This is a genomic window from Salisediminibacterium beveridgei (genome assembly GCF_001721685.1).
Classification (GTDB): domain Bacteria; phylum Bacillota; class Bacilli; order Bacillales; family Salisediminibacteriaceae; genus Salisediminibacterium; species Salisediminibacterium beveridgei.
The window spans coordinates 1552398-1575699 of the sequence record NZ_CP012502.1 but is presented as its reverse complement, the minus strand read 5'-3'; the positions used below and the strand labels follow the sequence as shown (position 1 = coordinate 1575699).

General features: G+C 43.0%; 24 protein-coding genes. 1 reads left to right on the top strand and 23 read right to left on the bottom strand.

Annotation, left to right across the window (positions count from 1 at the left end; all coding sequences use genetic code 11):
• Positions 1–6: 6 nt before the first annotated feature.
• From BBEV_RS07370 to BBEV_RS07315, 12 genes are all read right to left on the bottom strand, one after another.
• Entirely contained in the window at positions 7–1317 is a 1311-nt protein-coding gene (locus BBEV_RS07370) for an amidohydrolase (protein WP_069364878.1), read from the bottom strand.
• Positions 1314–4136 (bottom strand): ATP-dependent DNA helicase DinG, encoded by a 2823-nt coding sequence (gene dinG / locus BBEV_RS07365; protein WP_069364877.1) that lies wholly within the window; start codon positions 4134–4136, stop codon positions 1314–1316. The genes BBEV_RS07370 and dinG overlap by 4 nt, the downstream gene beginning before the upstream one ends.
• 104 nt (positions 4137–4240) lie before the next feature.
• Positions 4241–4624, bottom strand: a complete 384-nt coding sequence (gene panD, locus BBEV_RS07360) for an aspartate 1-decarboxylase (RefSeq protein WP_069364876.1) — start codon at positions 4622–4624, stop codon at positions 4241–4243.
• Position 4625: 1 nt separating this feature from the next.
• A complete protein-coding gene (gene panC / locus BBEV_RS07355; RefSeq protein ID WP_069364875.1) occupies positions 4626–5486 on the bottom strand; it encodes a pantoate--beta-alanine ligase in 861 nt (286 codons plus the stop codon).
• Positions 5483–6331: a 3-methyl-2-oxobutanoate hydroxymethyltransferase gene (panB, locus tag BBEV_RS07350; protein WP_069364874.1), complete on the bottom strand. Its 849-nt coding sequence runs from the start codon at positions 6329–6331 to the stop codon at positions 5483–5485. Before panB ends, panC begins: the two co-directional genes overlap by 4 nt.
• 278 nt (positions 6332–6609) lie before the next feature.
• Positions 6610–7593: a biotin--[acetyl-CoA-carboxylase] ligase gene (locus BBEV_RS07345; RefSeq protein ID WP_069364873.1), complete on the bottom strand. Its 984-nt coding sequence runs from the start codon at positions 7591–7593 to the stop codon at positions 6610–6612.
• Positions 7583–8737 carry a hypothetical protein gene (locus BBEV_RS07340; RefSeq protein WP_069364872.1) on the bottom strand — a complete coding sequence of 385 codons (1155 nt, stop codon included), beginning with the start codon at positions 8735–8737 and terminating at the stop codon, positions 7583–7585. Before BBEV_RS07340 ends, BBEV_RS07345 begins: the two co-directional genes overlap by 11 nt.
• A 3-nt stretch (positions 8738–8740) precedes the next feature.
• Positions 8741–9877 (bottom strand): N-acetyl-alpha-D-glucosaminyl L-malate synthase BshA, encoded by a 1137-nt coding sequence (bshA, locus tag BBEV_RS07335; protein ID WP_069364871.1) that lies wholly within the window; start codon positions 9875–9877, stop codon positions 8741–8743.
• Positions 9874–10617, bottom strand: a complete 744-nt coding sequence (gene bshB1, locus BBEV_RS07330) for a bacillithiol biosynthesis deacetylase BshB1 (protein WP_232318275.1) — start codon at positions 10615–10617, stop codon at positions 9874–9876. The genes bshA and bshB1 overlap by 4 nt, the downstream gene beginning before the upstream one ends.
• Positions 10565–10996: a methylglyoxal synthase gene (locus tag BBEV_RS07325; RefSeq protein WP_069364869.1), complete on the bottom strand. Its 432-nt coding sequence runs from the start codon at positions 10994–10996 to the stop codon at positions 10565–10567. Before BBEV_RS07325 ends, bshB1 begins: the two co-directional genes overlap by 53 nt.
• Positions 10997–11011: 15 nt before the next feature.
• Entirely contained in the window at positions 11012–11806 is a 795-nt protein-coding gene (gene dapB / locus BBEV_RS07320) for a 4-hydroxy-tetrahydrodipicolinate reductase (RefSeq protein ID WP_069364868.1), read from the bottom strand.
• On the bottom strand, positions 11803–12141 hold the full coding sequence (locus BBEV_RS07315) for a nucleotide pyrophosphohydrolase (protein WP_198155083.1): 339 nt from the start codon (positions 12139–12141) through the stop codon (positions 11803–11805). The genes dapB and BBEV_RS07315 overlap by 4 nt, the downstream gene beginning before the upstream one ends.
• Before the next feature lie 149 nt (positions 12142–12290).
• Between BBEV_RS07315 and BBEV_RS07310 the strand changes: the two genes are divergently transcribed.
• Complete coding sequence (locus BBEV_RS07310) at positions 12291–13160, top strand: YitT family protein (RefSeq protein ID WP_069366652.1); 870 nt, start codon at positions 12291–12293, stop codon at positions 13158–13160.
• 180 nt (positions 13161–13340) lie between these two features.
• On the opposite strand, the gene BBEV_RS07305 is transcribed toward BBEV_RS07310, so the two are convergent.
• The 11 genes from BBEV_RS07305 to hisC all read right to left on the bottom strand — a co-directional run bounded on the left by BBEV_RS07305 (position 13341) and on the right by hisC (position 23272).
• Positions 13341–14027 (bottom strand): zinc metallopeptidase, encoded by a 687-nt coding sequence (locus tag BBEV_RS07305; RefSeq protein ID WP_069364866.1) that lies wholly within the window; start codon positions 14025–14027, stop codon positions 13341–13343.
• 78 nt (positions 14028–14105) lie between these two features.
• Complete coding sequence (lhaT, locus tag BBEV_RS07300; protein ID WP_069364865.1) at positions 14106–14696, bottom strand: lipoprotein heptaprenylglyceryl N-acetyltransferase LhaT; 591 nt, start codon at positions 14694–14696, stop codon at positions 14106–14108.
• A gap of 105 nt (positions 14697–14801) precedes the next feature.
• On the bottom strand, positions 14802–15635 hold the full coding sequence (locus tag BBEV_RS07295) for a menaquinol-cytochrome c reductase cytochrome b/c subunit (RefSeq protein ID WP_069364864.1): 834 nt from the start codon (positions 15633–15635) through the stop codon (positions 14802–14804).
• Between the two features lie 29 nt (positions 15636–15664).
• Entirely contained in the window at positions 15665–16336 is a 672-nt protein-coding gene (gene qcrB, locus BBEV_RS07290) for a menaquinol-cytochrome c reductase cytochrome b subunit (RefSeq protein WP_069364863.1), read from the bottom strand.
• Between the two features lie 15 nt (positions 16337–16351).
• A complete protein-coding gene (locus BBEV_RS07285) occupies positions 16352–16855 on the bottom strand; it encodes a QcrA and Rieske domain-containing protein (RefSeq protein ID WP_069364862.1) in 504 nt (167 codons plus the stop codon).
• Between the two features lie 135 nt (positions 16856–16990).
• On the bottom strand, positions 16991–17464 hold the full coding sequence (locus tag BBEV_RS07280) for a YpiF family protein (RefSeq protein ID WP_069364861.1): 474 nt from the start codon (positions 17462–17464) through the stop codon (positions 16991–16993).
• A gap of 280 nt (positions 17465–17744) precedes the next feature.
• Positions 17745–18296 (bottom strand): ReoY family proteolytic degradation factor, encoded by a 552-nt coding sequence (locus BBEV_RS07275; RefSeq protein ID WP_069364860.1) that lies wholly within the window; start codon positions 18294–18296, stop codon positions 17745–17747.
• 174 nt (positions 18297–18470) lie between these two features.
• Complete coding sequence (locus tag BBEV_RS07270) at positions 18471–19742, bottom strand: tetratricopeptide repeat protein (protein ID WP_069364859.1); 1272 nt, start codon at positions 19740–19742, stop codon at positions 18471–18473.
• Between the two features lie 17 nt (positions 19743–19759).
• Positions 19760–21046 (bottom strand): 3-phosphoshikimate 1-carboxyvinyltransferase, encoded by a 1287-nt coding sequence (gene aroA, locus BBEV_RS07265; protein ID WP_069366651.1) that lies wholly within the window; start codon positions 21044–21046, stop codon positions 19760–19762.
• 28 nt (positions 21047–21074) lie between these two features.
• Positions 21075–22175 (bottom strand): prephenate dehydrogenase, encoded by a 1101-nt coding sequence (locus BBEV_RS07260; RefSeq protein WP_069364858.1) that lies wholly within the window; start codon positions 22173–22175, stop codon positions 21075–21077.
• On the bottom strand, positions 22172–23272 hold the full coding sequence (gene hisC, locus BBEV_RS07255) for a histidinol-phosphate transaminase (RefSeq protein WP_069364857.1): 1101 nt from the start codon (positions 23270–23272) through the stop codon (positions 22172–22174). Before hisC ends, BBEV_RS07260 begins: the two co-directional genes overlap by 4 nt.
• Positions 23273–23302: the final 30 nt, after the last annotated feature.

Here is a 23302-nt window from a genome sequence, read left to right as displayed (position 1 = left end):
TTCCTATCATTCGAAATATTTCACCAATTCGTTCGATTCATAAAGAATTTTCTCTTCATCAATCATTAACAATTCTTTTTTATTCATCTGACGCTTGCCTTGAATCCATACATCCGTCACATCTGAACCTTTCACAGCGTAAATCAGATGTGAATGAATCCGCTCTGGCGTCCACGGTGTTAAATGGGGCTGATCAGGATCAATCAATATTAGATCTGCATCAAATCCCTCACGAATATCACCTGTTTTCTGATAACCGAGTATATTTGCTCCCTCACTTGTTCCCATTCGTAAGATCTCTTCGGCTTTTGTCACCGTAGGATCTTGATACATTCCTTTATGAATCATTGCGGCAAACCGCATTTCTTCAAAAAGATCCAATGAATTATTACTGGCGGTGGAATCCGTTCCAATTGCAATACGAATACCTTTTTGCTGCATTGATGGAATATCCGCAATGCCTGAACCGAGTTTTAAATTACTCATCGGATTATGAGAAACAGCTGTATTTGTCTCTTTGAGAAAATCCAATTCTGCCTCATTCAAGTGTACTGCATGAGCCAATAAAACATCCTGATGCAATACCCCGAGCTGATATAAATGCTCTACAGGCCGCATGCCATATTCTTCGAAATGCTTAGCAGTCTCTGAAGCCGTCTCTGAGGCGTGTGTATGAATCATCAATCCATGTTCAGAGGCCAGTTCAGCTGTGCGTTCATAAAATGAAGGCGGGCATGTGTAAGGAGCGTGTGGAGACAACATAACACGTATGCGCCCTTCCCCTTGATTATGATAGTGTTTCGAAAGGTCGATCGACTCCTGCAGTTTGGCTTCCTGTTCTTCACTTGATCCGAATGCAATCATTCCCCTGCATAATACTGCTCGAAAACCTCTTTTGAGTGCCATTTCAGCTAGCTCTGGCATGGACAGGTGATACATATCAAGATAAGTGGTTGTGCCTGATCGAATCATCTCAGAAATGGCTAATTCTGCTGCAGTCCGGACAAGTTTTGAGTCGAATTTCTGTTCATTTGGCCACATCACGGTCTTAAGCCACGTATCAAGCTTCAGATCATCTCCGTGACCTCTCAGCAGGCTGCTTCCAAGATGACCATGAGTATTCACGAGTCCAGGCATAAGCCATTTGCCGGAAGCATTTGTCACTTCATCACTCTCTGCGATCTGCGCCGGTGATGGAACACCTTCATGGATTCCTGTTATCTTCCCATGTTCAATGACAACATATCCGTTAAAAGGAATTTTTTTAATAACACCACCGGTTCTGATGATCCATGCATTCTGAATAATTTCTTTCACCCGGGCTCCTCCTCAATTTTTTGCTCGTTTTTAACAGGATTGATCCATTTCGGTAATTGCTCTTCGATGATATCCATCGATTCTTCACGCACTTGGATACCTTGAAGAGATTTTGCAAAGAAATGACCATATCTCGTTGTTACAATTCTCCGGTCAAGAACAATAACCGCTCCTCGATCCGTAGACTTTCGGATCAATCGGCCAAATCCTTGTTTGAAGCGAAGTACTGCCTGGGGCAAGGCCAGATGCATAAAGGGATTTCCTCCCTTATCTTTTAAGGCATCCGAACGGGCTTTAAAAACTGGATCATTCGGTGGTGAAAAAGGCAATCTGACCATCACAATAGCACTCAAGTGATCACCGGGAATATCTACCCCCTCCCAAAAACTGCTCGTTCCAAAAAGAATGGCTCTGTCAAACTGTTGGAAATTCTTGGTCAGTTTTTGGCGACTTGCCGATTGAACTCCTTGGGCAATCAGCATATACGATTCATCAAGCATATTACGTAATGTATAATACGTTTTTCGAAGCATATCATAAGAGGTGAACAAAACGAGCATACGACCTTCAGTAACCTCTGAAATTCTGTAGAGATGATATGCACAGGCGTCAATATAAGCTCTTTCTCCAGTCCCCTGAATCATTGGCATATCCGTCGGCACGAAAAGTGCCGCCTGTTTTTCATAATCAAACGGGGATGGGAGCTGCAATGTTGTGACATCAAAATCCTCCAAGCCCAATCGATCGATCATAAAACCAAAAGAAGACTTCACAGTCATGGTCGCCGATGTCAAAATCATTCGCTTATTCTTCGCAAATAATTCATCAGCCAATGTATCACTGACATCCACCGGGGCCGAGCGAAGAGTGATCGCATGACGTTTCCCTTTATCTTCTGTCTCAAGCCAAATGACATGATTTTCATCCTGAATGATCAGTAGATCATGGAATGCACTGTATTGCTCTTCAACAGCGTGAAAGGCAGTGGTCAAGTTTTCAATATCCCGTTCGTTGGAGGTTAAAAACCCTTGATCGAGTGCCTCTTCTTCGATTGTGACCAGAATGCGCCGGAAAGTGCTTATCAGTCGGCGATAGATAACGTCCACCTCTTGCGCCATTTTTTGAACAGGCATCCAGTGTTCGTCTTCCTTTTGGATAATTTTTGAGCGTTTTGGTGTATCAATTTTATCGCCCTGTCCCTTTTTCCCGTACTGATGAAGTTCGATGAACAAGGTGTTCCAATCGTCATACAGGCGTTCAGCAGTCTGTTGCACTTCCTGATATTCAGACATTATTTCGTTACTGAGTCTCTTCTTCAATTCTGGAGATAAAAAACCATGCTGCTCTTTTTCATTTAATGAATTAATCAATTGAATGACAGCAAGATAGTCCAGTTGCACTCCAAATTGTCTTGTCGCAGTGTCTTCCAGATGATGGGCTTCATCCAAAACCAGCGTTTCATAGGAGGGGATAATTTGATGACTTAGGCGGATATCTGTCAGTAAAAGCGAATGATTAGTGATAATAATATCTGCTGTTCTGGCATTTTTTCTGGCTCTCTGGTAGTAGTCCCTTGAAAACCATGGACATTTCGGTGTCGTACAGGAGACCCCGTCACTGGATACATCCATCCAGAATCTGTAATGGGTTGATGCCAGGTTGACTTCCTCCACATCTCCTGTGTCAGTATCCAACAGCCAGATCAGCAGTTGAGCTTTTGCAATCGATCTGTCGTAATTTGCGTTAGGGTCTTCTCGTAACAAATTTTCGAATTTTTGCAGACATAGATAATGACTGCGTCCTTTTAACAGCGCTGCGCGAACCGGGAAAGGGAATAAGGCTTGAATCACCGGCCATTCTTTATTCAGCATTTGAGATTGAAGTTGAATGGTTTCTGTACTGATAACCGTAGGCTTTTCATTTTTCACCGCTTGAATCACTGCAGGGATCAAGTATGCCAGGGTTTTACCTGTTCCAGTTCCTGCTTCCACCAGTCCAATCTGATTGTTCTGAAAAGTGTTCTCCACAAACGTCATCATATCATATTGACTGCTTCGTATTTCAAAGTCAGTCATCACCTTGGACATCTGTGCTTCATTGTCCAGAAAACTCAAAGAGGACTCATCTGCACCGATATTTCTTTCGATTGAGGAATTTGTAGACGTATCGATAAGTTTCAAAGCAAGACCTCTGTGGCGTTCATAACCAAACGCCTGGGTTTGATCTGCATAAGTTTCCAATAATCCTGTCACATCACTTTTAAAAAAAGTGGAAAGCGTAATTAAATGCTGAAGTGTTTCTTCAGGCAGCCCTTTTAATCGATCCATTACAGCATTGAATAGTACTCTGGTCGCTTCTACGTCACTGTCTGCCTGATGAGGTTGTAAATGGACTGCACTGAATTTATCTGCTAAATCAACAAGCCTGTAACTTTCCTCTGTAGGAAAACAAATTCTTGCGAGTTCAACCGTATCCAAAACCGGACCCTGAAAGGCCATATATCCGGCATCTTCAAGAGCAGCATTCAAAAAATTTAAATCAAATTCTACATTGTGCGCTACAAAATAGGCCTGTTCAAGATCTTTCAGGATTTCCGGGGCCACTTCGTCAAACGCCGGTGCGTCAGTCAAATCAGTTCTTGAAATACCCGTAAGTGTCCCGATAAAGGATGGGATATCTTTATTACTATGTATAAAGCTGTTGAATTGTTTGACTGTTTCATTGTCTTCGATGACTTGATAAGCCACCTGAATTATGCGATCTCCTTTTGAATAGGATACGCCTGTTGTTTCCAGATCTAAAATTACGAAACGTTTCATAATGGAGTCCTACTTTCTGTGATGCCCTGCATTAAGTGCTACCGTTACAGTATAGCAAAAAGAGCCCGTTTCGGTCACTGCCGAAATCGGACTCAGTTATAGAATTAACGAAAAGTGGATTGGGGTTCAGTTCCCATCATTTCGACAATATCATTTTGATGATCCATAATCGCCACTTTAGGATTATGTTGTTTGGCATCTTCCTCTGCCATCCATTTATAACTGATAATGATCACATGATCCCCTGGTTGCACAAGTCTTGCTGCAGCACCGTTCAGACAAATCGTTCTGCTGCCCGGCGTACCCGGGATGATATACGTTTCAAGCCTTGCACCATTATTATTATTCACCACCTGGACTTTCTCATTCTCATACATATCGACTGCCTCTAGTAACTGAGGATCGATCGTAATGCTCCCGACATAATTTAAATTAGCTTCCGTCACCGTTGCACGGTGTAATTTTCCACTCATCATTTCTCTGAACATATCATGTAGTCTCCTTTGTAATCAGCTGATTATCAATTAATCTGACTTCACTGTATTTCACTGCTGTTGCGAGCAACATCTCTTGTGTTGAAAACGTATCGGGTTCAGACAAATCAGGAAAGGTGAGTAATTCCACATATTCCACATCTGCCGACAGCTCTTTCGATAATCTTTGACAAGCATCATTGGCCGCTTCTTGTGGTGACGAATAGCGTCCTCTATGAATGAAATCAACTGTTTCCTTTAAAATTGTACTGATCAGCGGTGCTTCATTCCGTTCAGCATCTATCAGCCGGACATTTCTTGAACTCATGGCGAGGCCGTCACTCTCTCTGACAATATCTCCTCGATTAATTTCCACTGACAGATGAAAATCTTCCACAAGTCGTTCAATGATAGCCACCTGCTGTGCATCCTTCATGCCGAAACAAGCAACATCAGGTTCAACAAGCTGAAACAGCTTCATAACTACCGTAGCAACGCCATCAAAATGGCCTGGACGGGAACGGCCACATAAAACATCTGTCCCTTCATGAACTTTTATCGTAGCACTCATATTACGGGGATACAGTTCATCTTGGTTTGGTAAAAATAAAATATCCACGCCGTTTTCTTTTGCTAATGCGATATCACGTTCATGATCACGCGGATACGTATCAAAGTCTTCACCCGGACCAAACTGCAAAGGATTCACAAAAATCGACATCACAATCGTATCACCAGCTTCCTTTGCATCTTTAACCAATGATAAATGCCCGTCGTGCAGATACCCCATTGTTGGCACAAAAGCGATCGATCGATGCGCGCGTTTTTGTGCAAGGATTGATTTTTTTAAGTCGGAGATGGAATAGATCACGTTCATGATTCTGAATTCCCTCCATAAGGTTTCTGTTCCGTTGAAGGTTCTTTTGCAAAAAACACATGCTTTTCTTCCGGGAATGTTCTCTTCTTCACATCGTCTACATAATGTTTGATAGCTTGACTGATATCATTTTTTACAGAAGCATATGATTTCACGAATTTCGGATAATGATCTCCCGTGCCGCCACCGATCAAATCATGATAAACGAGGACTTGACCATCCGTATATCTGCCTGCTCCGATTCCGATTACAGGTGCTTCAATCGACAGACTGATCTCTTCAGCAAGGCCTTCAGGAACACATTCCAGTACAAGCATGGATGCGCCAATCCGGTCAACTTCCTTGGCATCTTGCATGAGCTGATCTTTTTGCTTATCTGTCTTTCCCTGCACGTTATAACCCCCTAGAACACCTACGGATTGTGGTGTTAAACCGAGGTGACAAACAACTGGAATTCCGCCATTGATGAGGACTTCAGCCATTTTAAAAACTTCTTGATTCCCTTCAAGCTTGACAGCGTCTGCGCCGGCTTCCTGCATGATTCTTCGTGCGTTGGTGACTGTCTCTTCCTTACTTGCGTGATAAGACATGAAGGGCATATCCGTTATGATAAAGGTATTCTTCGCCCCGCGTTTTACAGCCTTTGTGTGATGAATCATATCGTCCATTGTTACAGGAACAGTCGACTCATAACCAAGAACGACCATACCCAAAGAATCACCAACGAGTATCGTATCGACTCCGGCATTCTCTGCAAACACGGCTCCTGGAGCATCGTACGCCGTTAACATGACGATCGGCTGTCCTTCAGCTTTCATTTTACGGAAATCTTTCGTTGTCTTCACAACCTATTCCTCCTGTCGATAGTCTCAGCCCCCTGAGACGGAAAAGACCCCTCTCCACATGACAAGGAGAAGGGTGTAATCAAGCATACTTAATACAACTGTCCGAAAAGACAGTGATCTGCTTATGCATACAACATCCTTCTGTCCCTGTCCAGCACGGATCAAGGCAGGCTGATGATCAGTAGTTTAGTAAGAATTCTTGAGTGTTTTGATTCTGAATGGGTACGGTTCCAAGTGGATACCGTCCTCTGCAAGTATAACAAAACTTCAATGAAAAGTCATCGCATGTCATTCCACTCCAGATTGGCAGAATAAAGCTCATGCACTTTCCCGTCGTCATCAATCAGTTGCATGACTCCCTCATCAGTGATTCCCAGTGTTTTCCCCGTGATCATTGTTTGTCCGGAATACATTGATACCTTATGCCCTGTTGGCAGAGCATTAGCTTCCCAAATGGTCTTAATCGATGAAATTCCTTCAGCTAAAAACAGCTGATACCAATACTCGAACTCTGTCAGAAAGTGACTTAAGACAACATTACGATTTAATGTTTCACCTGTAAGACCAGCAAGTGATTCAGCCTGACCTGCAAGCCAATCCGGAAAAGCAACTTGATTGACATTGATGCCAACGCCGATCATTAATGCTCTGACGCGATCAGGATCGGCGTGCATTTCGGTAAGTATACCAGCAGTTTTCAAATGATCAGCAAGGATGTCATTCGGCCATTTTATCCTGAAAGTACCTGATTGTTCCGTTAATCGATTCAATACCCTGACCAGTGCCACTCCAGTGATGAGAGTCAGCTGAGGAGCACGATGCACTGGGATTTCAGGCTTAACAATCATGCTGAACCAAAGACCACCGTCGGGTCCGGAATGCCAATCCCTTCCCAGTCTGCCTCTTCCTTTGGTTTGAGCGTCTGAAATAACCACCGTACCATTTGCAGCTCCTGATTGGATTAACTCCATTGCATCGTCCTGCGTGGAAGAGGTTACTTCCTTATGTATAATTCTTTGAAACATTGTGTCTGTTTTCAACCTTGCCAACACAGCATGCTGACTGATCTGATCTGGTTCCCGAATTAATCTGTACCCTCTGTTTCGTATGGATTCAATCTCAAAGCCCGCATCTTTTAATTGATTGATATGTTTCCAAATTGCTGTTCTACTGCATTGAAGAAGCTCACTGATTTCCTGACCCGACAAATACTCCTGATGCTCCAACTTGTCGAATAATAACCGTAACAGTTCAGTTTTCATTATCATCATACTCCTTCACCCAATTCAAGAGGGCCTCACGTTCATTGTATATACGACCGGCTAACACAGCATCAATCATCTTTGAAAATAACTGTTTGTAGCTTCTCTTAGGCACTGTGGGGAAATATTGGATCAAATCATCGCCATTCACTTGCAGATCATTTCTCGAGTGGATGGGAAGTCGTTGATAACAGGATAAAAAACTGAAACAACTGTCATCATTTCGGTACACTTGAATCAAAAGACAAGCATCATAAATCGACTGCTCACCTGCATTGAAAAGCTGACGATTTGTCCAGAGACACTCTGACTGAAAAAAGGATATCACCAGCTTCCAGGTTTTTTTAACTTGATCAGCGATGGCGTTCGGAAGTTTCATTGTCTTCAGTCTGGCAATTGATTGATCCAAGTTGTCTTTATCGAATAAGGTAAACATCCACCACTGCTCTCTTGTCAGAGATGCAACAGGGAACCCGGACATCATGAGAGCATTTTTCAATTCGCGATCTGGAAATAGTTTTGCATCATGTACAGTCAACGGGTGAAGCAGCAGATTATTTACTTTCAACCGATCCCAGTCGATAAAAGCTACCTTTTCCCACTCCTTCACAATCCTCTCTATAGCGACATCCTTCATCAAATGATGATTCATTTTTGTCCAAGAAAGAATCCTTTCCGACGCTTCAAATGAAAACTGCAACGAAAAACGAAGTGCCCGAAGCATTCTCAGCGGGTCGTCACGTAACGTAATATCCGGATTTTTAACAGTTTCGATCATTTTTTGTTGAATGTCACGTTTACCTTGGAACGGATCAATGAGATTCTCATCTGCATCTAAAGCCATTGCGTTGATGGAAAAATCCCGACTCCCGAGATCGTCCTCGATCGAATCACCACGAACCGATGTCACTTCAAATGGCACACCCTGTTCAATCACAAGTACAGTTCCAAAAGCAGCTCCCACTGGCTCCGTTCTGCTAAACAGCTGCTGTATTGTTTCAGCTTCAGCAAATGTCGCAAGATCAATGTCCGCGGAGTCTTTGTCCATGAAACGATCGCGAACAGCCCCACCTGTGATGTAGGTGGGGTAACCATGTTGAATCAACGTTTTTTGAATGGACAGTGCAATCTCCCAATGATTCATCTTTTAGTTCGCCCCTTCAGCCAATGTGCGGTAATATACATCTTCATAATGAGCGACAATTCGATCTTTGTGAAATACAGTTCCTGCCCGTTGAATCGCAGCCTGGCGCATAGATGCATGTTTAAGAGGGTCTTTTGTTATGGCAAAAACAGCATCTCGAACACTGGTCAAATCACCAAGTTCACAGATATAGCCACTGACACCTTCTTCTATGACTTCAGGGATACCCCCAATGTTTGATCCTACAACAGGCACTCCGCACGCCATTGCCTCGAGGATAACAAGACCGAAGCTCTCTTTTTCAGAAAGAAGCAGACTGACGTGACTCAACGAGAGCAGTTCAGCAATTTTTCGCTGATTCCCAAGAAAACGAACGTGCTCTTCAATCCCGAGTTCATGAACAAGCTTTCTGATTACCGGGAGTTCCGGGCCTTCACCAATCAGCATCAAAACTGCGTCACATTCAGCTTGAATCAAGGCAAATGTCCTTACGACATCATCCACACGTTTAACTTTCCGGAAATTGGAGACGTGACTGATTACCAGTTCTTTCCCTGTCAAACCGATTTTCTCTTCCATTTCTTTTTCATATCGAGGGTAATAAATCTCATGGTCGACAAAATTATATACTGTCTCAATCGGACATGTGATGGACAGCAATTCTCTCGTCTGACTCACCAGATCATCAGAAACAGCGGTCACTGCATCTGATTGTTCGATGCCAAACCGTATCATATCAGAAAGACTCGGGTCATAACCCAGTACTGTAATATCCGTGCCATGAAGGGTGGTAATCACCTTCACATCCCGATTGACCATCTGTTTAGCCAGGTAGGCACTAATGGCATGAGGGATGGCATAGTGAACATGGAGGATGTCCAATTCCTCTCTGACGATGACCTCAGCCATTTTATTGGCCAATGCCAAATCATATGGCGGAAAGCGAAACACGCTGTATTGATTGACTTCAACTTCATGGAAAAAAGTATTAGCCGAATCATCTCCGAGACGAAATGGCATACTTGAACTGATGAAGTGTATTTCATGTCCCTTGATGGCCAATGCTTTCCCTAATTCTGTCGCGACAACGCCTGATCCACCGACCGTTGGATAGCAGGTGATACCAATTTTGAGTGTCATAAATCTTCCTCCGTTATCGACTGCAGTAATACAGGTTCTTCTGCAAAAAAACCTTCAGCTGCATAAGTCCCTGTCTGAGTCCCGAGTTGAACATCTCTGGCATGGAGTCGTTCGAGAAAACCATTATTAAGGGGCGTGTCTTTTTCCTTGCCGCTTTTTATGAATTGAGACTGAAAAGCCTGGAGAGCTTTATATTTAAGATCAAGTTGAGAACTGATATCCACTGCAAAATGCGGTCTATCATTGCTGTTAATGGCGTAAAAATATAAGCGTTGCGGTTTCCATGGCTCAATCTCCGGCAAATATTTTACGATTCCCGCGTTAAAGACCGCTTCTCTCGTTAAACGCCCGCAATGACCGTGATCCGGGTGACGATCGTTATGCCATGGAGCAAGTACGATTCTCGGTCGATGCAGTCGAATCAGCCTGCATAGTTCTGCAATAATATTTGAGCGATGGTCTTCAAGGTGACGATCCGGAAACTTCAATGTGATCACAGGATCAGCTTTAAGAAGCTTTGCAGCCTTATCAGCTTCGATTAAGCGATTTTCAACAGTACCGTTGGATGATAACTCAGCTTCCGTTAAACTGACCATTCCGGCTTTTCCCCCAGCAGCAACTGTCTTTGCAATCGTCCCCCCAGCGCCGATTTCCACATCATCCGGGTGTGCACCAATCGCAAGAACATCAAGCGTCATCTTGATTTCCTTTACGTTGATTTCCCGATTTGAGAATTTCACGCCACTTGAATTCCCCACGCTTTAAACCGGAAAGAAGGATCTCGGCAGTGGCCATGTTGGTTGCTAACGGAATACTGTACACATCACATAGCCGGATTAATGCGTTGATATCCGGTTCATGTGGCTGTGCTGTTAATGGATCTTTAAAGAAAATCACGAGATCCATTTCATTTTCAGCAATCATCGCACCGATTTGCTGATCGCCTCCAAGAGGGCCTGAAGCAAATAAATGAAGATCCAGATTTGTCGATTCCATGATGCGTTTTCCCGTGGTTCCCGTTGAATACAGAGCATGATTAAGAAGTACTTGTTCATAGGCCATAGCAAAGGATACCAGATCCTCTTTCTTTTTATCGTGAGCAATAAATGCAATATTCATTTATGTTTCCCCTTTTTACTGAATGATTTGGTCCAATCCGTAGATCAGCGTATTGATACCCATAACATGATTTACTGCCAATTTGATTCCCGGCATGAATGAGGATCTGTGATAAGAATCATGCCTCATGGTCAATGATTGACCTTCGCCTCCAAAAATTACTTCCTGGTGCGCAATCAGTCCCGGAAGTCTCACGCTGTGAATATGCATGCCATCGACTTCAGCCCCTCTCGCTCCTGGCATTGTTTCTTCTTCATCCGGGTGGCCCTGCTTTCGCGATTCCCGGACTTCGCTGATCATCTGAGCAGTTTTCACTGCCGTTCCTGATGGGGCATCCAATTTACGGTCGTGATGCTGTTCAATAATCTCCACGTCGGATAAATATTTCGCTGCAGTTTGTGAAAATTTCATCAACAGCACGGCACCAATAGCAAAATTAGGTGCAATGATCGCTCCTGTCGCCTCGTTTTCTGCAAGCATGGTCAATTCCTTTACGTCTTCAGCAGTAAATCCTGTCGTTCCTACAACAGGTCTTACACCATGTTCAAGGGCGATTTTCATATGGCGCTTACCAACTTCCGGGGCGGTAAGATCGACCAGCACATCCGGCTTTGTTTCCTGAAGACATTCGCCCATATCTTCAAAAAGCATCACCTTCACATCAGGCATACCATCGATATCAGACATCATTTTACGATTATCATGAAGGTCTACAGCTCCGACCAGTTCAAAATCCGGTTCGTTCAGCACCATCTGCACTGCCTCACTGCCCATTTTTCCTCTTGCACCTGCTACGACAATTTTAATCATTTGTCCGCCTCCTCAATTGGTGTCCATCGATTTTTATCTCTTGTCTTGAATTTATGCATAACCAGATCAAAAGCCTCGTCGAGATCAATGTTCAATGAATTCGCCAGGCAAATCATGACAAACAACACATCACCAATTTCCTGTTCCATTGATTTCGCTTCTTCTTCATCTTTTTTAGGTTTCTCACCATAAGAATGATTCACTTCACGGGCAAGTTCCCCGATTTCTTCAGTCATTCTGGCCATCATGGCAAGCGGAGAGAAATAACCTTCCTTAAATTGTGAAATATATGTATCCACTTCTTCCTGCATCTCTTTCATGGATCGTTCACTCATCATTTACCTCCTATTGGGCTCAGAATTAAGTATACATGCTAATGGTAATGGAATCCGACTGTTTTGACAAATCATTTATTCATGTTGAACATGATGGTTGTTTCCATTATAATGAAGCAGGTTATCAAACAGAAAGGGTGACAGACAGAATGAAACCATCCATAACGAAAAGTATCTTCTGGATTTTGATCGGTTCCGCACTCATGGCTTTCGGCCTTGTTTATTTCAATATGGAAAACAACCTGGTAGATGGAGGATTTACGGGTGTTACACTGATTTTGTATTTCACACTGCAGTTCGATCCAGCCTATTCCAATCTCTTGTTAAATATTCCGCTCTTTATCATCGGTTATAAAATTCTCGGCAAACTCGTTTTTTTATATACCATTTTGGGAACACTGTCGTTGTCCCTATTCCTTTGGTTTTTTCAACGCTACAAATTTCTTGATTTACCACTGCATGATGATTTAATGCTCGCTGCATTATTTTCAGGAATAACAGTTGGCACCGGTCTGGGTCTGGTATTCAGAGCTGGCGGGACCACAGGTGGAGTCGATATTATCGCGAAGCTCGGTTATAAATACATGAACTGGAGTATTGGAAGAACAATGTTTGTTTTTGACGCAGCAGTCATCTCCTCTTCATTATTTTATCTTAACTACCGTGAAGCGATGTATACACTGGTTGCAGTCTTCATTGCTGCTAAAGTGATCGATTTCATTCAGCAAGGGGCTTACTCAGGTAAAGCAGCCATCATCATTTCTAATCATTCCACCAAAATTGCAAAAGCTATTATGAAGGACATGGAACGTGGGGCAACGACATTAAAAGGAGAAGGTACTTTCACGGGAGACCGTAAAGATGTATTGTACTGCGTCGTAGGCCACCATGAAATGGGCAAATTGAAATCCGTTATAAAGAGCGTCGATCCTCACGCCTTTGTCAGTATGACAGATGCACAGGATGTCATGGGTGAAGGTTTTACGCTGGATGAATACAAGCGTCCTCTGGAAATATAGCTCTTAAACTCTAAAATTTTTGATTGTCGCACAGGTACTGCTCATTCCTTCGTGCAAGAGAGTGGCGAAAACGATTGAATACAAGCACTCGAGTTAAACATCCGCTCACGATAACGTTTAAATACTCCCAACCGGTCTTATAACCTGTTGGGAGTATTGTTTATCTGAGTTACCATCAATTTAATCGTCCATGCCGATATACAGCAGAATGAATCGAATCAATTCCATCATCGCTACAAGAGCAGCAGCAACATAGGTTAAAGCTGCAGCGTTCAGAACTTTCTTTGTGTCACGTTCCTCATCATTACGGATTACACCAGCTGATACGATATTTGACATCGCCCGGTTGGACGCATCAAATTCAACCGGGAGCGTGACCAGCTGAAACAACACAGCAAAACTCATGAAGATGATCCCGGTCAAAAACATGCCTTGTGACGATAAAATAATCCCTGCGATGATGAAGATAAAGGACATATTGGACCCGAGATTGGCTACAGGGACCAAGGCATGCCTGAATTGGAGAAAAGCATAGTTCTCCTCATCCTGCATCGCGTGGCCTACTTCATGTGCCGCAACGGCAGCGCCTGCGATCGAATTCCCGTAATAATTGTGTTCAGACAGACGCACTGTCTTGGAACGGGGATCATAATGATCGGACAACGTCCCTTTGACGGGTTCAATGGAAACATCAAATAGACCATTATCATTAAGTATTTTCCTTGCAACCTGAGCACCGGTCATACCTGATGATGAACGAATCTTGGAATATTTCCGATAAGCACTTTTCACTCTGCTTTGTGCCCAAATTGGAATAATAAGCAACAAAGCAATATAAATGATAAATCCACCAAGTGATCCAAACATGGTGCATCTCTCCTTTCAGTCTATCTATTTATTATTTTAGTCAAAGAAGGTCAAAGTGTCAATTCAGATGAACTGCTATCATAATTCCCGCTTTTCCCATGATTTATTCAAATAATAAACAAGGAGAAGCGAAGCAATGCTCAACCAGAAGGTGAAATAGGCTACCTCTGATATGTGAGGTATCAAAGGAGATTTGACCCATGGATGCATCCCGTAGACATAATCGATTACATCGTTATGTAACGTCCAGATACCCACTGCGACGATGTGCCATGCTTTTATCCGGTAATAAGGCATATACAAGAGTCCCTGGATTGCCATACCCAAATGGGAGAAAATCAACATAAAATCCAATAATGTGATCATACTGCCCATTGCTCCTGCTGCAACAATCATCGATACAGCCCATATGCCATATTTAAAAAGCGTTACCGCTGCAAGTGCCTCTATTATTGGGATATTACGCCCCATTAAAAAAGCAATCAGGACAATCACAAAAAACAGGCTGGCTGTAGGACTGTCTGGTACAAAGGGCAAAAAGATTGCCGGTGTCTGTTGTAATTGAGCGTCGTACCAGATATATCCATATACTGTCCCAGGGAGATTTATGATGAGCAGAACCCAAAGAAACCACCGTTCCCTGATAATCGAAAAAATAAATGACAACATAAGAAAAACACACCGCCTTATCTTAATTCATAGCTTCAATTATATCGAAAATATAAGTGAAAAGAAAAGAAAAACCGGCCCAAAACAGAAGGGCCGGTAAAAAGTTTATTCATTATTTTCATTTGCGTCGTTATTATCATCCTCATCTTCACCGTTATCACCATTGTCAGGATCCTGTCCATCATTGGCAATAAATGCTGCAAGGATTTCAAGTTCCTCATCTGTTCCTTCAAACTGATCAGCCGGCATATCATTCAATCCGTTAATGATAATATCCATGACTTCATCCTTGTCATAATCACTTTCGAACATGCTTGGACCTGCAGCGCCACCGAGCATATCACCACCGTGACATGAGATACAAGAGTCTTGGCTTTGATAAATTTCATAACCCGCGGCTGATTCATCGATTTCGATATCATCAACAATTTGGCCTTGTTCAGCAGCTGCTTCCCAGTCGTGATCATCTACCGCTTCCCAAGTAAGAAAAATAATCGCGACGATCGCAAAAAGCATCAAGCCACTGGCGATAGGCCGTTTATAAGGTCGACGTTCTTTACCTCCGTCAAGCCAAGGGACGAGTAACAATGCACCAAATGCAACACCAGGTATGACAACAGCTCCCATAACAGTATAGGCACCAGCTGCAAATTCATATTTCAACAGTTGATATAGAAAAAGAAAATACCAGTCCGGTAACGGTATATAACCTGAATCCGTAGGATCTGCAATCCGTTCCAAAGGAGCAGGGTGTGACATCGCCAGGACCATAAACCCGATCAGAAAGACTGAGCCGACCATCCACTCTTTCAGTAAATAGTTTGGCCAAAATGCTTCCGTTTTACCCGGATATTCGGAATAATCTTTAGGTATATTTGGTGTTCTATTCGCCGTGACTCGTGAATCAGTGACGAATTTCATACCTTTCCCGCGTTTCATAGCTTAACCTCCTCTTCTTCGTCCGGATTTTATAACGGACCTGATATACCTTGTTTACGAATCATAATGAAATGGGCACCCAACAGCCCAAGTAATGCACCTGGCAGGAAGAAAACATGGATCGCAAAGAAACGAGTCAGTGTTTGTGCACCAATCAATTCGCCCCCGGCAAGCAGTGTCTTCATAAACGGACCGATGATTGGAGCCGCCTCCGCAATTTCCAACCCTACCACGGTTGCAAAATACGCTTTCATATCCCAAGGTAACAAGTATCCTGTAAAACCCAATCCAAGTACAACGAAGAATAAAAGCACACCAACTACCCAGTTTAGCTCACGGGGTTTTTTGTAAGAACCAGTGAAAAATACCCGTAGTGTGTGTAAGAACATCATCACAATGACAAGACTTGCTCCCCAATGGTGCATTCCTCTGACAATCATGCCATGAGTGACTTCATTCTGCAGATAATAAACTGATTCATAGGCATTCACAATATCCGGTACATAATACATCGTTAAAAACATGCCGGACAATATTTGAATCACAACAACAAAAAATGTCAAACCTCCAAAACAATACACAAATGCTGAGAAATGATGCGCCGGGTTCACGTGTTCCGGCACTTCATGATCTGCAATATCTCGCCACATTGGCGTGATATCAACTCGCTCGTCTATCCAGTCATAGACTTTCTGTAACATCAAATACGCCCCCTTTTACCCACGCTGTCTGATCTGCCCCAAATAAATCATGCCATCACGGACTTCGACGTCATAAACGTCGAGCGGACGCGTCGGCGGAGTTCCCTCGATATTCGTACCGTCTCTTTCGAAACGGCCCAGGTGACAAGGGCAGAAAAATTGATCCGGGTGATCATCGTTTGTATCCCAGCCAACCGTACAACCTAAATGAGTACATGTTGGCGACATAGCTAATATTTCATCACCGTTACGATACACATAAGCAGAGCGGTTCTGCTCATCTTCATACCAACCGTCTTCGATCTCCACGACAAAATCCACGCGCTGGGGTTCATCAGTTAAGTCATCTTCACTTAATCCAACGGAAACAAAATCACCTTCCTCACCGACTTCCAGTGCAGGATCCAGTGCCATTCTTGCCATTGGACTGATGATCGTTGCAGCCATAAAACCACCAACTCCGGTCAGTGTATATGTGAGAAACTGACGTCTGGACACTTTATGTTTTTTTTCGCTCACGACCTTCCCTCCTCACATCTCATTTTTCACAAAACATTCACATTTTGAAAACAGATAAATATAATTATATGATATTCCACAATTGCATTCAATGTCAATTAGTAGAGTAGAATTATTTTAGAGAAATAATGATTATTATTCCGTGCCTTTCCCTTGCCATATTTTCATGATTTTTGGCAGGACCTGAGAAGCTTGTTCCCTCACCATTTCCTTGGCTTGTCTAGCTTCAAGGTGATCCAACGGGATCATTGGCATCCAGATCACCCGCGCTTTTGATAACGCGTTCAACTCAACCAATTCTTCATCGCACGTTAAACAAATCGTGTTAACCATACCAGCATTGTAATAATAAGAGTTCCATTCATTCAATTCGTGAATGAGCGTGTCACTCTTCCCTTTGTTCTGTTTATATGGGTAAGGTGGTACCAGCATAACTCTTCCAGTCAATTGCTTTTCCACTTCATCAGCAAGTATGGCAATGTACTCGCCTTGAAGCGCCGCTTTTGAGGGATCTAGTTGCAAATCGAGGGGGATGAGTGGAATCAACGCAGTATCAACAAACTCCTTGGCTGAGACAAATGTTTCAATGCTTTGACTATTCCATTTCACAATACTATTCTCCTTCGTTCACAAATCATTCACATTTATATTCTAACACTACCATAAATAACTTAGAAAATAAAAAAAAATAGATCGATTTCCGGAATTTTTTAAAATATACTTTTTTATAGTTTGGCGATATGATCCTGATTTTTCGATGAATTTAAACCAGAGCTTCTTCAAATAACAGCATTAATTTTCGTACATTCATTGATCATTGATGATTTCATTGCAGCTCTTATAACAACATCCTCATCATTTATGCCCTTTATCACGAGAAAAAAAGCCCTCAAGTTTCGAGAGCTTTCAAATTGGCATATTCTTTTGCCAGTTCACTGAACGTTTCTTCATCCCGATTGGATAATGCAACATCAATTTTCGAATTAAGCGCTCTCAATTTTTGTTGCCTGATTGATTCATCTGCAACCATTTCTGCAAGCAGCGCATTCAGATTTGCTTCTTCCTCATTGACTGGAAGATAAGGATTCTCTTCTAGTACACTCATATATTCACTGAGCAATAATTTATCTTTGAAGTTTAACTGAATATATATTTCTTCATTTCGATTCAAACGGATATCATGAAAAGCTTTTTCAGCGTCCATAGTAATATGCTGATTTTTATGAAATGCAAATGGGACGTTCTCAACATCATTTGCAGAAATCAACAAGGCCTTTGGGCAGTGTTCAGCTTCATCAACAAAATGAACTCTTTCCATCAGGAGGTCATCACTCATCAGAAAATTCAAAAGCCACGCACATTCCCGTCGCTTTAATTGATGGTGTTCAAGAAACCATTTCAGAAAATCTCTTTTTTCGATCACTGGAACTGAATTCGTCACCTGGAATCCCTCCTTTATCAAAATTTTCCAGAAAAACAGGCAATCAACAAAGCATTTTGCCTATATTAATTAATTCGACAAATTTTCTATTTTTCCTGCCAAAACGATTTATTTTTCCCAATATTCATTCAAACTGAAAAAAACCGGATTGATATTCCGGCTTTTTTCAGATAGTTAGTTTGAATTTGTCAGCCTGTTTAATTGATCCTGCAAATCTTCCCTGTGTGGCTGCTTTTCTGTGAGGAGTTTCAATACGGTGATGGATTGATTGATCCACCCTGCTGATAAGAATGCTTCCAGTGCTTCTTCAAGCAGACGCTCATCTTCAGACAACCCGTCAATGGCTTGAAGATAAGCCTCTGATGCTCCGGAAACATCATCGTCTTCAAGCAGGATTTTACCACGGTAACGCTCAAATAATGGATCGTATTCTTTATATTCATCAAGAAAAGAAAGGAGATCTTTTATTTCATCAAAATTAGACTGTTCATCGTGAATCGCTAAAAGATCTTTTACAGCTGTCAAATTCGATGGATTTAATGCGATCACCTTTTGTAAAAAACTGATGCCTTCAGCTTGTTCACCTTTAGCGACCTGCAAGCGTGCCATTTCCAGGTAAAGATCTTCATTAAACTCATCTTTTTTAATGCCATCTTCAAGAACAGACACGGCTTCATCATAGCGCTGTTCAGCAATTAAAGCCTTCGCTAAAAGTGGATAAGCCGTCGTATAGTCCGGGTCTGCTTCCAGTAAACGTTCAAAGGCACTGAGCGCCGTTTCAACGTCATCAAGTTGCATTGCCGTAACTGCATAGCCAAACAGTGCATCAGGCGGCTCTTCGTCCCCGAGACCTAACTTATAATGAGCAAGGGCATCTTCAAATTCACCGATTGCACTGTAGGCTTCAGCCAAACGGAGCTCAGGGTGAACCGGAAATTCTTCAGGTAATTTCTGTTGAAGAATGACTTGTTTATAATAAGAGATTGCTTTTTGAAATTCTCCCCGGTTCAGATAGAATTCGCCAAGGCCTAATTGAAGAACCGCATCATCAGGTTCTTCTTCTAATGCTTCAAGCAGTTTTTTTTCAGCGACTTCTTCCAATCCATCTGATTCGTAAAGATCAGCAAGCAAAAGCCTTGCCTGAATAAAAGCAGGGTCCCCTTTTTTAACTTCAGTCAGCATATCAATCGCTTCATCTTCTTTTCCTAATTCACTGTAACATTCGGCAGCAAAGGCAAACAATTCACCTTGGTCCGGATATTGAAACATTAATTCCTCCAGGAGAATCAGCGATTGATCCACCAGTCCCAATTCAAAATAAAGTTCAGCAATTGTTCTTTTCGTCTCATCATCTGCTTTTGGGATCAAACCCTCCACAGCCTTAAGTCCTTCCTCATGGTGCCCTTGTTCAATTTGCTGGATTGCCTGGGCAAGTACTTCGTTCATCATCATTCACCTAACTTTCAATCATTCATCTTTAACTCTTCCAACTGCTCAAAAAAATTGGGGTATGAGACAGCAATTGCCTCAGTGCCATTCACTGAAACGGGTTGATCACTGATCAGTCCGCACAAGGCCATTGCCATTCCAATCCGATGGTCTCCGAAGCTGTCTGCCTCCCCGCCTCTTAACCTCACCGGGCCGTGAATCATCATACCATCTTCCGTAGCTACAACTTCAGCACCTAATTCTTTCAACTGGTTCACAACGGTATCAATGCGATTGGTTTCTTTGACCTTCAGTTCTTCAGCGTCTTTTATGATGGTGGTCCCTTCTGCCTGCGTCGCAAGAACAGCTATAGCCGGAATTTCATCGATCAGTCTAGGAATCAGGCCACCCTCGATCGTTATGGCCTTCAGTGGAGCAAATCGGACACGGATATCTGCAACGGGTTCATCTCCAGCCATTCGTTCATTGAGAAAAGTCATATCCGCTCCCATCTTTTCCAAGACTTCAATTACACCATTTCTGGTTGGGTTCAATCCAACATTCTCAAGAACACAATCACTTCCTTTTACAATGGAAGCCGCCGTCAGCATGAATGCCGCTGAAGAGATATCTCCAGGGACATGGATTTGAACCGGGTGAAGCATTTGTCCACCCTGAACAGAAGCTGAATGTTCATCAGAACGGACCGAGATGCCAAAACTTTTTAACATCCGTTCTGTATGATCTCTTGATTTATGAGGTTCCACAACCGTTGTGACGCCTTCTGCCTGCAGTCCTGCCAGAAGTATAGCTGATTTCACCTGAGCACTGGCCACTGGTGAATGGTAACGAATCCCTCTTAGTTCTCCTCCCCGAATGTGCAGAGGCGTTAAATCTCCCAGTTGACGGCCATCAATCCTCGCGTTCATCATCTTCAACGGCCCTGTCACTCTAGCCATTGGACGTCTGGCAATCGAATCATCACCTTGAAGAACCGAAGAAAAAGGTCTACCCGCAAGAACACCCATTAATAATCGAATCGTTGTTCCAGAGTTTCCAATATCAAGTACACGCGCCGGTTCCTGCAAAGCATCCAGGCCATTGCCGTAAACAGTCACTTGATCATTGTTCTGATCGATTTCCACACCTAATTGCCTCATGCAGGCAATCGTACTGAGACAGTCTTCCCCCTCAAGGAAACCGTCAATTTGAGATACACCTTTTGCCAAAGAAGCAAACAACACTGCCCTGTGACTGATGGATTTATCTCCAGGTATTTTGACAGTGCCCCTCAAGCCATGGTTCGTTTTACCGATTTCCATTGATCCCACATTGATTTCCCCTTTCGAATTATGGCGCTTCATATGTATCGTACAGATGTTCCGCCAGTTTCGCCTGGGCCAGTTCCAAATCTTCACCCGAGCGAAAACTGAGCCGAAGGACACCAAGCATGTCATTTCGCGCTTCAATGATTTGAATATTGGTAATACTGATTCCCGCTCGAGCAAGAATCGCTGTCACATCTGAAATCACGCCCGGATGGTCCGGTATATCAACAAACAGATCATAAAACGGCAGCATTGCGCCTTTTTTTCTGGATGGTAACTGATCCCGCGACGCTTTTGCCTTGGAAAAGAAATTATAAATCTCTTGCGGATCGCCATCCGTAAGAATGGTTTCCATTTTATTCACCTGAGTTTTCCAATCATCTAAAAGTGATAACAGGACTTCACGGTTATGCAGTAAAATATCCCGCCACATATCCGGAGATGCCGAAGCTATCCTCGTCAAATCCCGAAATCCGCCGGCGGCCAATTGAGAAATAACAGGGTGATTTTCTTCAGCCTCCGCAAGTTGATGCACCAGTCCTGAAGCAATCATATGCGGTAAATGACTGATGAGACCCGCAAAGCGATCGTGTTCTTCTGCATGTAATTCAATAAATTTAGCGCGGGTTCCTTTTAATAAATTTTGCAGTTTGATCCGTTCTGAGTCACTTGCTTGTCCATTAGGGGATAAGACATAAAATGCATTTTCAAACAAGCGTTCATTCGATGCTTCCACACCGGATTTGTGCGATCCGGCCATAGGATGTCCACCAATGAAACAAACCCCTTTATCCGTCAATTTCTTCCCGTGTTTTACAATCGATGCCTTTGTGCTCCCGACGTCTGTTACAATTGTACCTTTTTTGAGCGGCAGTCCGCTCAGTTCATCAACAAGTTTCAGCGATGTTGCAACAGGTGTTGCGAGGATGATGACATCACTTGTAAGGGCGGCATCTGCAACAGACGCCGCCGCTTCATCAATTACTTGAAGACTGCTTGCCAATCTCATTGTGGAGGGATCTGTGTCAAACCCGGTGATCGTAATATTCGGCTGACCTTTACGGATCGCAAGGGCAAGCGAACCACCGATTAAACCAAGTCCGATGATAAAAACGCGCTTCATGTGGGGTGCACCTCCGCAGTCAGCCACTTCTTCAACTCACTGATAATCAGGTCATTCTGTTCCGGTGAACCTAATGTAATTCGGATGCCTGTAGGGAAACCCAGCGCTTCACCGTTTCGGGTAATAAATCCTCTTCGCAGAAGGTAATCAAAGATTTCACTCCCTGGTTTTTTTAAATCCATCAAGATGAAGTTTGTTTGGGATGGGAAGTAGTGAAAACCTGATTCCCGACAAAATTCTTCGTATTTCTTCATTTCCTGATGATTCTGCTTTGTGCAGCTTTGAATAAAATCCTGATCCTTCAAAGCAGCGACCGCAGCTTTTTGCCCCATTGTATTCGTATTAAACGGTTCTCTCCCGGGATCAATTACACGAATCAGTTCTTCATTGGCTATTCCGAAACCGACTCTGAGCGCTGCCAATCCATATGCTTTTGAAAAAGTTCGTAAGATCATCAGATTCGGATAGTCCTTAATCAAAGGAATCGTTTCCGGATAATCCTCTGCAGTCACATATTCAATATAAGCTTCATCACTGATCACAAGCACATCTTCAGGTACCTGTTTGATGAAGTTCATAAATTCCCGAGAACTGTTATAAGTTCCTGTCGGGTTATTCGGATTACAGACAAAAACCATTTTCGTTTGTTCATCTATCGCATCAAGCATGGCATCGAGATCATGTACGCCTTCTTTCAAAGGGATCTCTTTTACTTCTGCACCTTCAATGACGGCGTTATGCCGGTATTGTGAGAATGTAGGATTTGCAGTGACAATATTATCTGCTGGCGTTAAAAATGATCGGCATAAAATCAAAATCACATCATCTGAACCGTTCCCAAAAATCAGCTGTTCCGGTAAAACATTCACATGACTTGCCACAGCTTCTCTTAGTTCTCGAGCATACCCGTCCGGATACACAGCAATATCCTGGTAAGCTTCCATGATGGCCTCTTTCACATCCGGAGATGCACCATATGGATTTTCATTGGAGGCAAGCTTGATGACTTCCTTGAGTCCCAACTCCCGTTTCACTTCTTCGATCGGTTTACCTGGCTGGTAGGGAACGAGTCCTACCATCGATTGTTTGATTTTCATATCCATCGCCTCCACTCAGACTTCCTATGA